General features: G+C 66.6%; 9 protein-coding genes. 6 read left to right on the top strand and 3 right to left on the bottom strand.

Going from position 1 to position 11912, the window contains the following annotated elements:
* Positions 1-8 precede the first annotated feature (8 nt).
* Both ACIGHN_RS18045 and ACIGHN_RS18040 read left to right on the top strand, forming a co-directional pair.
* Complete coding sequence (locus ACIGHN_RS18045) at positions 9-1205, top strand: amino acid aminotransferase (RefSeq protein ID WP_056421412.1); 1197 nt, start codon at positions 9-11, stop codon at positions 1203-1205.
* Position 1206: 1 nt separating this feature from the next.
* Positions 1207-1827 (top strand): nucleotidyltransferase family protein, encoded by a 621-nt coding sequence (locus ACIGHN_RS18040; protein WP_396505426.1) that lies wholly within the window; start codon positions 1207-1209, stop codon positions 1825-1827.
* 32 nt (positions 1828-1859) lie between these two features.
* On the opposite strand, the gene ACIGHN_RS18035 is transcribed toward ACIGHN_RS18040, so the two are convergent.
* Together ACIGHN_RS18035 and ygiD are read right to left on the bottom strand one after the other, a co-directional pair.
* The gene (locus tag ACIGHN_RS18035) at positions 1860-2615 is read right to left on the bottom strand and encodes a CHASE3 domain-containing protein (RefSeq protein ID WP_396505425.1); all 756 of its coding nucleotides are present in this window, start codon (positions 2613-2615) and stop codon (positions 1860-1862) included.
* Positions 2616-3130: 515 nt separating this feature from the next.
* Positions 3131-3991, bottom strand: a complete 861-nt coding sequence (ygiD, locus tag ACIGHN_RS18030) for a 4,5-DOPA dioxygenase extradiol (protein ID WP_396505424.1) — start codon at positions 3989-3991, stop codon at positions 3131-3133.
* 226 nt (positions 3992-4217) lie between these two features.
* Here ygiD and ACIGHN_RS18025 point away from each other — a divergent pair, with 226 nt between their 5' ends.
* The 4 genes from ACIGHN_RS18025 (at position 4218) to ACIGHN_RS18010 (ending at position 9341) form a co-directional block, all read left to right on the top strand.
* Entirely contained in the window at positions 4218-5138 is a 921-nt protein-coding gene (locus ACIGHN_RS18025; protein WP_396505423.1) for a CoA transferase, read from the top strand.
* A gap of 14 nt (positions 5139-5152) precedes the next feature.
* Positions 5153-5860 carry a DUF1294 domain-containing protein gene (locus ACIGHN_RS18020; protein ID WP_396505422.1) on the top strand — a complete coding sequence of 236 codons (708 nt, stop codon included), beginning with the start codon at positions 5153-5155 and terminating at the stop codon, positions 5858-5860.
* A 184-nt stretch (positions 5861-6044) separates the two neighbouring features.
* Positions 6045-6512: a hypothetical protein gene (locus ACIGHN_RS18015; protein WP_056421493.1), complete on the top strand. Its 468-nt coding sequence runs from the start codon at positions 6045-6047 to the stop codon at positions 6510-6512.
* 330 nt (positions 6513-6842) lie between these two features.
* A complete protein-coding gene (locus ACIGHN_RS18010) occupies positions 6843-9341 on the top strand; it encodes an EAL domain-containing protein (protein WP_396505421.1) in 2499 nt (832 codons plus the stop codon).
* On the opposite strand, the gene ACIGHN_RS18005 is transcribed toward ACIGHN_RS18010, so the two are convergent.
* Positions 9325-11730 carry a YgiQ family radical SAM protein gene (locus tag ACIGHN_RS18005; RefSeq protein WP_396505420.1) on the bottom strand — a complete coding sequence of 802 codons (2406 nt, stop codon included), beginning with the start codon at positions 11728-11730 and terminating at the stop codon, positions 9325-9327. The genes ACIGHN_RS18010 and ACIGHN_RS18005 overlap by 17 nt on opposite strands.
* Positions 11731-11912: the final 182 nt, after the last annotated feature.

The following is an 11912-nucleotide window of genomic DNA, read 5'->3' as shown; positions in this document are numbered from 1 at the left end:
GGATTTTCATGTCTCTGTTCACCGCCGTCGAAATGGCCCCCCGCGACCCCATCCTGGGCCTCAACGAGCAATTCAACGCTGACACCAACCCCAACAAGGTCAACCTGGGCGTCGGCGTTTATTTCGACGACAACGGCAAGCTGCCCCTGCTGCAGTGCGTGCAGGCCGCAGAAAAGACCATGATGTCCGCCCCCACCGCCCGCGGCTACCTGCCCATCGACGGCATCGTGGCGTATGACAACGCCGTCAAGAGCCTGGTGTTCGGCGCCGACAGCGAACCTGTCACGTCCGGCCGCGTGGCCACCGTGCAGGCCATCGGCGGCACCGGCGGCCTGAAGATCGGCGCCGACTTCCTCAAGAAGGTCAGCCCCAACGCCAAGGTCTTGATCTCCGACCCCAGTTGGGAAAACCACCGCGCCCTGTTCACCAACGCCGGCTTCGAAGTCGACACCTACGCCTACTATGACGCAGCCAAGCGCGGCGTGAACTTCGAAGGCTTCCTGGCCAGCCTGAACGCAGCTGCTGCCGGCACCATCGTCGTGCTGCACGCCTGCTGCCACAACCCCACCGGCTACGACATCACTCCCGAGCAATGGGACCAGGTGGTGGCCACCGTCAAGGCCAAGGGCCTGACCCCCTTCCTCGACATGGCCTACCAGGGCTTTGGCCACGGCATCGCCGAAGACGGTGCCGTGATCCAGAAGTTCGTGGCCGCTGGCCTCACGTTCTTCGTGTCCACGTCGTTCTCCAAGAGCTTCAGCCTGTATGGCGAGCGCGTGGGCGGCCTGTCGGTGCTGTGCACGGACAAGGAAGAAGCCTCCCGCGTGCTGAGCCAGCTCAAGATCGTGATCCGCACCAACTACTCCAACCCGCCCATCCACGGTGGTGCGGTGGTGGCTGCGGTGCTGAACAACCCCGAGCTGCGCGCTCTGTGGGAAAAAGAGCTGTCCGAAATGCGCGTGCGCATCAAGGCCATGCGCCAGAAGCTGGTCGATGGCCTCAAGGCTGCCGGCGTGAAGCAGGACATGAGCTTCATCACCACCCAGATCGGCATGTTCAGCTATTCGGGCCTGACCAAGGACCAGATGGTGCGCCTGCGCAATGAATTCGGCGTGTACGGCACGGACACCGGCCGCATGTGCGTGGCTGCGCTCAACAGCAAGAACATCGACTACGTGTGCCAGTCGATTGCCAAGGTGGTCTGACTTGGATGCTGAAGCGGCGCTCGAGCGCCGCTTTGTGACCGAAGCGCTCCAGAACCCGCACAACGCGGCCATTCTGGAGCGTTTGCCACTTCTGGGCCTGCCCGATGCCTGGCTGGTGGCCGGCTGCCTGTTCCAGACGGTGTGGAACCTGCGCTCCGGGTGGGCACCCACGGCGCACATCAAGGACTACGACCTGTTCTACTTCGACGCCGCTGACGTGTCGCAAGCCGCAGAGCACGCAGTGCAGGGCCGCGTCGCCGCCCTCTTCGCCGATCTGCCGATCACTGTGGAAGCCAAGAACCAGGCCCGGGTGCACTTGTGGTACGAGCAGTGGTTCGGCTTTCCTTACGACGCACTGCAGTCAGCCCGCAATGGCATCGAACGCTTTCTGGTGCCCTGCACCTGCGTGGGCTTGCAGCCGGGCGCGGCGGCCGGGGCACCCACGCTGTACGCGCCGTATGGCTTGGCAGAGTTGTATGCGGGCACCCTGCGGCCCAACCCGCAGTGCCCTCACCTGCCCCTGTTTCAGGCCAAGGCTGCGAGCTACCGCCATCGCTGGAGCTGGCTGCAGATTCAAGACGCTCAAGACACCAAGACACAGCAGGCCAGCCTGTCGCGCTGAGCGGTGGGGCCAAGCGATCTGATACGGTGGTCTCATCCGTTCAGCAGACGGCGCTTGCGCAACTGCACCAGTGTGGCGGCCAGCACGATGCGCATCACGATAGAGAGCGCCGCCACATACATGCCCACCTTCATCAACTCACGCTCGCGCAATTTGGCAACGTCCTGCCGCTGGTTCAACAGCGACTTCTCAGTTCGCACCACTTCTTGCACCTCAGCGCGCACAGCGTCCATCAGTTGCTTGCCCTGGCCGGTGGCGATCTTCGCCCCCGCATCGGCAAACCCATCCCTGCGCCGCAGCAAGATCACTTCCCGCAGCTCATCCAGCTTGCTGTCGATCAGGGACTCCAGCCTGTCCATCTGCGAATTCTGAATGGCGCTGCCTACCAACAGCGCGCGCAGCCGCTCGAACGCCGGCCCCGTGGCGCCCACCGCCTGCCGGTAAGGGTCCAGATAGCTGTCGTCACCGGTGATGACGAACCCGCGCTGCCCGGTCTCGGCGTCCTGCAGCAGGATGAAAAGCTGGTTGACCTCTCCCAGGACCCGATGGGTGTAGTCCACCTGCGAGCGGCTTTGCACCAGCTGTTCATGAAAATGGTAGGACAAGTAGGTCCCCAGCAGCACGACCATCGTCATCGGCAGCGCCGAGAAAACCGACCACACCATCACACGCCGCGGAGGCGCCTTGAACCGGCGGCTGCGCAGGCTGCGCAAGGGTTTGGTGACGAAACGGAACACTGAGCGTGCCCGACCTGGCACGGCTGAAGACCGGGGCAGCTGAAAATTCATGGCGTTGAACGGTAGGGAGGGACGCTAAAAGATGGGGGACGCCATGTGCACCGCATGCGGTGAATGCAGCAAGCACAACACTGCTCGCCGCCAAGATATGGCGACCCGAGGGCCCCCTCAGTCGGCAGGAAACCTGACAGGCTGTAGTCCGCGCGGCGGGCGCTCAACGGTGGCCGTCGAGCCTGATGCGCGGACGGTATGGGCTTGGGACCGATTGCGCGCGCGCACCGTGCCACAGCGCAGGGCCAAGTGATTCAGTGCCGGTGAGGCGTGAAGGCAAATCACCCCCGTCCCCCTGCGCGAGGGCTGCAGCGTGCATGCAGAGTGCACGCACTGCCGCGCCGTCGTCATGGCTACCTCAGGCACAAAAAATACGCGCGGGCCCAGGCCGCCACTGGCACCCAGGTGCTGCATCAGCAACAGAGCGCAGCTGCATTGCGACAACGCAGTCGCAAGCCCAAGAGTGCCCGCCCCGTGCAGACGAGATCAACCTGTACGCGTGCCCAAAGAGCCGCTCAACCCCACAGCACCGACCGCATCGAGATCGACGCCGACTGGTAGCCCGTGTTGAAGAACCGCGGCATTTCGCTGGGCGCCACCGCGCCTGCGGCGTACAGCAGCGGCAGGTAATGCTCGTGCGTAGGGTGCGCCTGCTGCGCCACGGCGCCCAGTTTTTGAAAGTCCTGCAGGGCGCCGAGCTGGCCCTTCTTGATCTGGTCCTGCACCACCGTGTCGAACTCGGTGGCCCAGTCGTAGGCCTCGTTGGCGGCAGAACCGCGGCGCGATGCGCGCAGGTTGTGCACGATGTTGCCGCTGCCGACAATCAACACGCCGCGGTCGCGCAGGCCCTTGAGTTGCTGGCCCAGCGCGTAGTGCTCGGCCGGGGCGCGGCTGTAGTCCATGGACAGCTGCAGCACCGGGATGTCCGCCTTGGGGAACATGGGCTTGAGCACCGACCAGGTACCGTGGTCCAGCCCCCACTCGCCTTCGTCCACCCCCAACGCGCCGCCCGTGGCAGGTGACTTCAACTCCCTGGCCAGGCTGCGCGCCACCGCCGGCGCGCCCGGTGCGGGGTACTGCTGGTCGAACAGCGCCTGCGGAAAGCCGCCGAAATCATGGATCGTCTTGGGCTGCGCCATGCCGGTGACCTGCCAGCCTCCCCGCGTGAGCCAGTGGGCCGACACGCACAGAATGAGCTGCGGCTGCACCGCGCGCGCCATCAACTCCGTGCCGGTGGCCTGCCAACTGCGGCGCCATGCGTTGTCCTCGATCGCGTTCATGGGACTTCCGTGGCCGACGAACAGCACCGGCATGCGGGGCGACGGCTTCAACGCCTGCAAGGGCGGCAAGCCGGCGGCGTGGCTCAAGGAAGTCATGGAGAAAGCTCCCGGAAAGGTGGCCAGGCCCGCCAGGGCCGCCAAAGAGGTTCTGCGTTGCATGGGTCTGGGAGCGTAACAAATTATGTATAACGCAGGGAAGGAGCGCCTACCCCCGCCAAAAGTTCCAGCCAGTGGCGGTGCGATCCACACCTGTTGCGCCATCTCCGCCGTCTCCGCCGTCTCTGCTAGCTCCCAGCCATACCCCCAGCCAACGCCACGCCCCATGACCGCTCGCACCGCCTTCCTCGCAACCACCGATCAGCCTCAACCTCAGCCCCTGCGCAGCACCCGCATCTTGAGCCTGGCGCTCAACCTGCCCGGCCCTGCCGCACTGATGCGCTGCGCACGCCTGGGCGCGGAGTGCACCAAGCTCGAGCCGCCCCCGGCGACAGGCCACCCCAGTGCCGACCCGATGGGCATCTACAGCCCGGCGGCTTACGCCACGCTGCACGCTGGCGTGCGGGTGGTGCATGCGCACCTCAAGACCCCTGAAGGCCAGGCAGTACTGCATGAGGAACTGGCGCGCACGGATGTCCTGATCACGTCCTTTCGTCCATCGGCGCTGGGCAAGCTGGGCCTGGCGTGGGATGCACTGCAGGCGCGCTACCCGCGCCTGTCGCTGGTGCGCATCGTGGGCGCCGCGGCCGAACGGGCCGAGGAGCCTGGCCACGACCTCACCTACCTGGCCGACGCGGGCCTGGTGACCGGCACCGAGATGCCCCCGACGCTCTACGCCGACATGGGCGGTGCGCTGATGGCCAGCGAAGCCGTATTGCAGGCGCTGCTGGAGCGCGCCCGTACCGGCCACGGCGTGTGCATCGAGGTCGCACTGGCCGACGCTGCCGCATGGCTGGCCCAGCCCCGCGACTGGGGGCTCACCACCCCCGACGGCGATGTGGGCGGCCAGCATGCGGGCTACCGCATCTACCCCTGCGCCGACGGCCGCGTGGCCGTGGCCGCGCTGGAGCCGCACTTTGCCGCGCGTTTGTGCACCGCCGCAGGCCTGCCCGCGAGCGGTGATGCCGACGTACTGCGCGCACCCGCCACCCACCAGGCGGTGGCGGCGTTCCTGCGCACCCAGACACGGGCCCAGCTCGATGCCCTGGCGGTGGCCCAGGACATTCCCCTGCACACCCTGGCCTGACGCACCCGAGACCGATGCAAAAACAAGGCACCGTCATCCGCTGGGACGCCACGCGCGCTTTCGGCTTCATCCGCAGCCCCGGCACGTCGGCCGATGTGTTCTTTCATCTGCGCGACTTTCGCGGGAGCGCGCCGCCCCGCGAAGGGCTGGCCGTCAACTACGAAGAAATCCATGTCGGCGGCAAAGGGCCGAGGGCCATGGCCGTCGAGCCCGCGGGGCTGGCCCCCCGCAGCACAGGCATGTCGCGCAACCCTCCAGCCCGGGACGCAGCGCGCCCCAGACCAGACCGCGGCAACCGCAATGCACCCCGCTCTAACCCCAGCCCAAGGGCCGCGCGCACCCGGGGCAGGCGCGGAGGTGGCCAGTCCGCATCGGCTGGCTTGGCACTGGCACTCACGTTCGGCTGGGTGTTGATGCTGGGGTGGGGCATCTCTGCACACCAGCTGCCGCTCGGCTGGACGCTGACTGCAGCCGTGGCGGTGAACGTGGTTACCTTCTGTGCCTATGCCGCCGACAAGAGCGCCGCCATGCATGGCCGCTGGCGCACGCAGGAAAAGCACCTGCACCTGCTCGGCCTGGCTGGCGGCTGGCCGGCCGCGTGGCTGGCCCAGCAGGTGCTGCGGCACAAATCGAGCAAGCCGGAGTTTCGCGCGGTCTACTGGCTGACCGTGGTGGTGCACTGCGCGGCGCTGGCGGCGTGGATCACTGGCCTGGGCCGTTGACCACGGCATCGCGCCGCCGGGCAATTGCTACTGTATTGATAGCTGATGGCGCTTATCCACTGAGCGTCTGGGGCCATTCAGGCACGACTGCGCTGCCTGACGGCAAAAAGGCCAGACGACCTACACGGCCAGATCCCGCCGCACGGTTCAATCCAGGCAGTTGAACCACTACCGGGAGATGGCCATGAAGCCTTTGATTCTTGATTCGTCCATGACCAACATGGGCGGCACCTTCTACCCCACCGGCCACGTTTTCGCGCTGTTCCCGGACGAAGACTGCGTGCGCCAGGCCGCCGCGTCCCTGCAGGCGGCTGGACATGAGGGCGACGCGGCCTACGCCAGCCCCGAGGTCATCATGCAGGACATCGTGCGCACGCTCGGCACGGCCGATGCCCCCCTGCCCTCCGTCGGCGCCGAAGGCGACATGGTCCGGCGCATTGCGGACCTGGCCGGGGCGGGACACCACGGCATGCTGGTGAAGATGGCGGACAAGGACAACGCCGATGCACTCGTGTCCGCCATCACCCCCGAAGGCGCAGTCGCCGCCTTCTACTACCGCACCTTCATCATCGAAGACCTGATCACCCCAGCCATCCCGGACGACCAGCAGTCCGTGACGGTAGGCACGCGCGCAGCGTCACCGGCGCCCTAACGCTAACTTCCAGCGCCCAGCGCCCAGCGCCCGGGGCATCGAAGGCTTCGCTTTCGCCCCAGCGACCGGCCCATGGCAGCATGTCTGCCGTGGGCCGTTTCTCTTTGGGCTTTCGCGGCAAGCACGCCAAGGGCCCAGGCGGCCGAGGGTCGGGGTGGCGCAAGCTTTGGTGCATTCGCCGCACGATCGCTATATAGTGCGTCGAGACCTTCCGGCAAGGCCCCCACGGCGCCCTGCAACCTGCGGAAGGCACAGCCAGCACGGCCTGGTCAGCTTTTCGGGGCGCAGCACTGCAGGCCCCGGACCTGGGCCACGGCGGGAGATCAATCCATGGATGCGTCGCAGCCGGTTGAGCGGAGCCCCCTGCAGCTGACATTGCGGCTGACCTGGCCATTCATTGCCATGGTGCTGCTGCTGGCCGCCTGCGCCACGGCCAGCCTCTATGTGCTGTCCAGCGTCCGCGCCTTCGTGGCCGGCGAGAGCGTGTGGACGAAAGGGCAAAAGGACGCCATCTACTACCTGGGCCAGTATGCGGCCAATGGCTCGCCCCAGGCATTCGAACGGTTCACGCAGGCCATGCAGATCCCGCTCGGGGATCGATCGGCGCGCCTGGCGCTGCAACCCGGACAAGTGCAGGTCGCGCTGGCGCGCGAGGGCTTTGCGCACGGCGGCAACCACCCGGACGACATCGACAGCCTCATCTGGCTGCTGCGCTACTTCCACCGCTTCGAGATAGTGCAAAAGCCGATGGAGTTCTGGCTGGTGGGCGACGAATACATCAACGCGCTGCGTGACCTGTCGCACGAGATCCGCCATGACACCGAACTGGGCCAGGTGGACGAGATCACGCGCGTGCACTGGCAGGCCACGATCCGCGACATCAATGCCGGCGTGACGCCTGTGGCCCGCAGTTTCAGCGAGGCATTGGGCGACAGCTCGCGCCGCATCGTGCAGATGCTGATGTGGCTCAACGGCGGCATGGCCGCCACCCTGATCCTGCTGACGCTGTGGCACACGCACACCTTGCTCGCACAGCGCCGCCGCGCCGAGCAGGCGCTGAGCGCCGAGCGTGAACAGGCCCGCACCACGCTCACCGCCATCGGCGATGCAGTGATCACCACCGACATCCGCGGCCAGATCGTCTACATGAACCCCGCAGCCGAAGTTCTGCTGGACCACGCTGCAGCGCCGTCAACAGGGCAGCCGCTCGCGGACATCCTGAAGTTCGACGGTGACGGCGGCCAGGTACCCACGGCCGCAGCTCTGGTGACCGACATCCTGCAGGCCGGTGCGGGCGGCCACAGCGGCAGCGTTTCGGCGGGCCCGGTGCACGCACCCTCCCACCGCACCATCGTGCGGCCCGACCAGACCGCCGTGCCCGTCAAGCTGATGGGCTCGGCCCTGCGCCACCACGGCAAGGTGACGGGGGCGGTGCTGGTGCTGCACGACGTCACGCGCGAGCAGCACTATGTCGAGCAGCTCTCCTGGCAGGCCAGCCACGACGCACTCACGGGCCTCGTCAACCGGCGCGAGTTCGAGCTGCGGCTCGACGCCCTGCTGCGCCGCCCGCGGCAGCCGGGCCGCGAAGGGTCCCTGCTCTACCTGGACCTGGATCAGTTCAAGCTCATCAACGACACCTGCGGCCACCAGGCCGGCGACGAGATGCTGCGCGAGGTCTGCCGCATGCTGCAAGCCCATCTGCGCGAAGGCGACACGCTGGCCCGGCTGGGCGGCGACGAGTTCGGCATCCTGCTCACGGACTGCCCCGCGGGGCCCTCGGCGCGCATTGCCGAACAGCTGCGCCAGGCCGGGCAGGACCTGCGGCTGGACTGGGAAGGCCAGCAGCTGACCACCGGCCTGTCCATCGGCATGGTGCAGCTCATCCCGGCCCTGAACTCCATCCAGGAGGCCATGCGCGTCGCCGACATGGCCTGCTACCGCGCCAAGGAAGGCGGGCGCAACCGGGTGTTCATCTACCAGCCCGAAGACATCGAGATGACGCGGCGGGAAGGCGACATGGACTGGGTGCGGCGCCTGCGCCTGGCGCTGGAGCACGACCGGTTCCAGCTGCACGCCCAGGCCATCCGCGCACTGCACACGCCCGGCGACGAAGGACTGCACATGGAGGTGCTGCTGCGCCTGTGCGATGAAGAGGGCGCGCTGGTGGCGCCCGGCGCCTTCATCCCCGCAGCCGAACACTACGGAATGATGCCCTCCATCGACCGCTGGGTGATCCACAACACGCTCAAGGCATTGGCACAGCATCAGCGCACGCCGGGCGTGATGGCGGTGCACACCTGCGCCATCAACCTCTCGGGCACCAGCCTGGGGGACGACAGCCTGCTCAAGTACATCCGCACGGCCCTCACCGAATCAGGGGTGGAGCCTGCGCTGCTGTGCTTCGAGATCACCGAGACCAGCGCGATATCGCACCTGCCCAACGCGGTGCGCCTGATGAAGGAGTTGCAGCAACTGGGCTGCCGGTTTGCGCTGGACGACTTCGGCGCCGGGATGTCTTCCTTCACCTATCTCAAGCACCTGCCCGTGCACTATCTCAAGATCGACGGCGCCTTCGTGAAAGACCTGCTGCACGACCCGACCAGCCAGGCCATGGTGGAGATGGTGCACCGCATCGGCCATGTGATGGGCAAGCAGACCATTGCCGAGTTCGCGGAGTCTGACGCCATCGTGGACGCATTGCGGCTCATCGGCGTGGACTACGCGCAGGGGTATGCGGTGGCAAGGCCCGTGCCGCTGGCGCAACTGCTGCAGCTCCAGGGCACACCGGGCACACCGGGCACAAAGCACCCGCCTAACGAGCTTTCTTGAATGGCTTGCCGCTGCCCTTGCCTGCGCCTGCGGGCGCCGTGCCAGAGCCCGTCACGCGCGGCGGCAAGCCCGTGTGCTGCGTCAGGATGCGGCCCTTGGTGGGCTGCTGCACACTGCGCGATGCGGGCACCACGGCAGCCTTGGCGCCGGTGGGGGTCGAATTCTTGCGGCGGGCGCTCTGGTAGCCGCCATCGGTCAGCGGCTGGAAGGTCGGGATCAGGTGGTGCTTGCCATTGCCGATCAAATCGGCCCGGCCCATGGCCTTGAGCGCATCGCGCAGCAGGGGCCAGTTGTTCGGGTCGTGGTAGCGCAAAAAGGCCTTGTGCAGGCGGCGGCGCTTGTCGCCGCGCACGATGTCCACCGCCTCGCTGTCGCGCGTGATCTTGCGCAGCGGGTTCTTGTTGCTGTGGTACATGGCCGTGGCCGTGGCCATGGGGCTCGGGTAGAAGGTCTGCACCTGGTCGGCACGGAAACCGTTCTTCTTGAGCCAGATGGCGAGGTTCATCATGTCCTCGTCGCTGGTGCCCGGGTGCGCGGCGATGAAGTACGGGATCAGGAACTGCTTCTTGCCCGCCTCTTCGCTGAACTTCTCGAACATCTGCTTGAACTTGTCATAGCTGCCGATGCCCGGCTTCATCATCTTGGTGAGCGGGCCCTGCTCGGTGTGCTCGGGCGCGATCTTGAGGTAGCCGCCCACGTGGTGCTGCACCAGCTCCTTCACGTATTCGGGGCTCTTCACCGCCAGGTCGTAGCGCAGGCCCGAGCCGATCAGGATCTTCTTGATGCCCTTCAAGGCACGGCCGCGGCGGTAGATCTTGATCAGCGGGTCGTGGTTGGTGCCCAGGTTGGAGCAGATGCCGGGGTACACGCAGCTGGGCTTGCGGCAGGCGGCCTCGATCTCGGGGCTCTTGCAGCCCAGGCGGTACATGTTGGCCGTGGGGCCGCCCAGGTCGCTGATGGTGCCGGTGAAGCCGCTCACCTTGTCGCGGATGTCCTCGATCTCCTGGATGATGGAATCCTCGGAGCGGCTCTGGATGATGCGGCCTTCGTGCTCGGTGATGGAGCAGAAGGTGCAGCCGCCAAAGCAGCCGCGCATGATGTTCACGCTGAAGCGGATCATCTCCCACGCGGGGATCTTGGTGCCGTGGTCGTGGCTGCCGTTCTCGTCGGCGTAGCTCGGGTGCGGGCCGCGCGCGTAGTGCAGGTCGAACACATAGTCCATCTCGGCCGTGGTCAGCGGAATGGGCGGCGGGTTGATCCAGACGTCGCGGGCGGTCACGCCCTCGCCGTGGGCCTGCACCAGCGCGCGGGCGTTGCCGGGGTTGGTCTCCAGGTGCAGCACGCGGTTGGCGTGGGCGTACAGCACCGGGTCGCTCTTGACCTGCTCGTAGCTGGGCAGGCGGATCACGCTCTTGTCGCGCGGCGGCACCTTGAGCTTGGCCTTGAGTGCCGGGTTGGCGACGAACTGGATGGGCTGGATCGCAGGGTTGGGGCTGTTTTGGCCGCTACCGCTTGCTGCGCCTGCGCCAGAAGCTATCGAATCAGGAGCATCGTCCTTGCTGCAGGTGCTGCCCTGCGCGGCGGCCTGCTCGCTGGTCGTCATGTAGGGGTTGACGTGCGCCTCCACGCGGCCGGGTTCGTCCACGCTGGTGGAATCGATCTCGAACCAGCCCTTGCCGCTCTCGTCGTCAGGCCGTCGCACGAAGGCGGTGCCGCGCACGTCGGTGATCTTCTCGACCGGCTCGCGCGCCGCGATGCGGTGCGCCACCTCGACCAGGGCACGCTCGGCGTTGCCGTACAGCAGCAGGTCGCACTTGGCGTCCACCACGATGGAGCGGCGCACCTTGTCGCTCCAGTAGTCGTAGTGCGCGATACGGCGCAGGCTGCCTTCGATGCCGCCCAGGATGATGGGCACGTCCTTGTAGGCCTCGCGGCAGCGCTGGCTGTAGACGATGGCGGCGCGGTCGGGGCGCTTGCCGCCGATGTCGCCGGGGGTGTATGCGTCGTCGCTGCGGATCTTCCGGTCGGCGGTGTACCGGTTGATCATCGAATCCATGTTGCCCGCCGTCACGCCCCAGAACAGGTTGGGCTTGCCCAGCACCTTGAAGGGCTCGGCGCTCTGCCAATCAGGCTGGGCGATGATGCCCACGCGAAAGCCCTGGGCCTCCAGCGTGCGGCCGATGACGGACATGCCGAAGCTCGGGTGGTCGACATACGCGTCGCCGGTGACGAGGATGATGTCGCAGCTGTCCCAGCCCAGCTTGTCCATCTCGGCGCGGCTCATCGGCAAGAACGGGGCCGTGCCAAAGCGCTTGGCCCAGTACGGGCGGTAGCTGGTCAATGGCTTTGCGGCACGCGCAAAAAAGGAGACGTCGACGGGGGCGTTCATTCGGATGGGGAGCGCGGCCGGCCCATGTGCGGATGGGGCCTCGTGGGGCGCGGCTGTGGTGGGTAACCCGCGATTTTACGTGAGTGGGCACTTTTTGTCGCCCCACAAACACTTCCCCCTCGTAATGGCAGGCTTGATGAAGGTTCGGCATATACTTGCTTTTGTCAATTAATTACATGACA

This window comes from Acidovorax sp. NPDC077693, assembly GCF_044542805.1.
Classification (GTDB): domain Bacteria; phylum Pseudomonadota; class Gammaproteobacteria; order Burkholderiales; family Burkholderiaceae_C; genus Acidovorax.
This window is presented reverse-complemented; position numbering and strand designations above follow the sequence as displayed.

Bases quoted from the DNA above. Each gene is read 5' to 3' on its own strand.
- ACIGHN_RS18035 (WP_396505425.1), bottom strand. From the start codon at position 2,615: ATGAATTTTCAGCTGCCCCGGTCTTCAGCCGTGCCAGGTCGGGCACGC.
- ACIGHN_RS18005 (WP_396505420.1), bottom strand. From the start codon at position 11,730: ATGAACGCCCCCGTCGACGTCTCCTTTTTTGCGCGTGCCGCAAAGCCA.
- ACIGHN_RS18015 (WP_056421493.1), top strand. From the start codon at position 6,045: ATGAAGCCTTTGATTCTTGATTCGTCCATGACCAACATGGGCGGCACC.
- ACIGHN_RS18045 (WP_056421412.1), top strand. From the start codon at position 9: ATGTCTCTGTTCACCGCCGTCGAAATGGCCCCCCGCGACCCCATCCTG.
- ACIGHN_RS18020 (WP_396505422.1), top strand. From the start codon at position 5,153: ATGCAAAAACAAGGCACCGTCATCCGCTGGGACGCCACGCGCGCTTTC.
- ACIGHN_RS18010 (WP_396505421.1), top strand. From the start codon at position 6,843: ATGGATGCGTCGCAGCCGGTTGAGCGGAGCCCCCTGCAGCTGACATTG.
- ACIGHN_RS18025 (WP_396505423.1), top strand. From the start codon at position 4,218: ATGACCGCTCGCACCGCCTTCCTCGCAACCACCGATCAGCCTCAACCT.
- ygiD (WP_396505424.1), bottom strand. From the start codon at position 3,991: ATGACTTCCTTGAGCCACGCCGCCGGCTTGCCGCCCTTGCAGGCGTTG.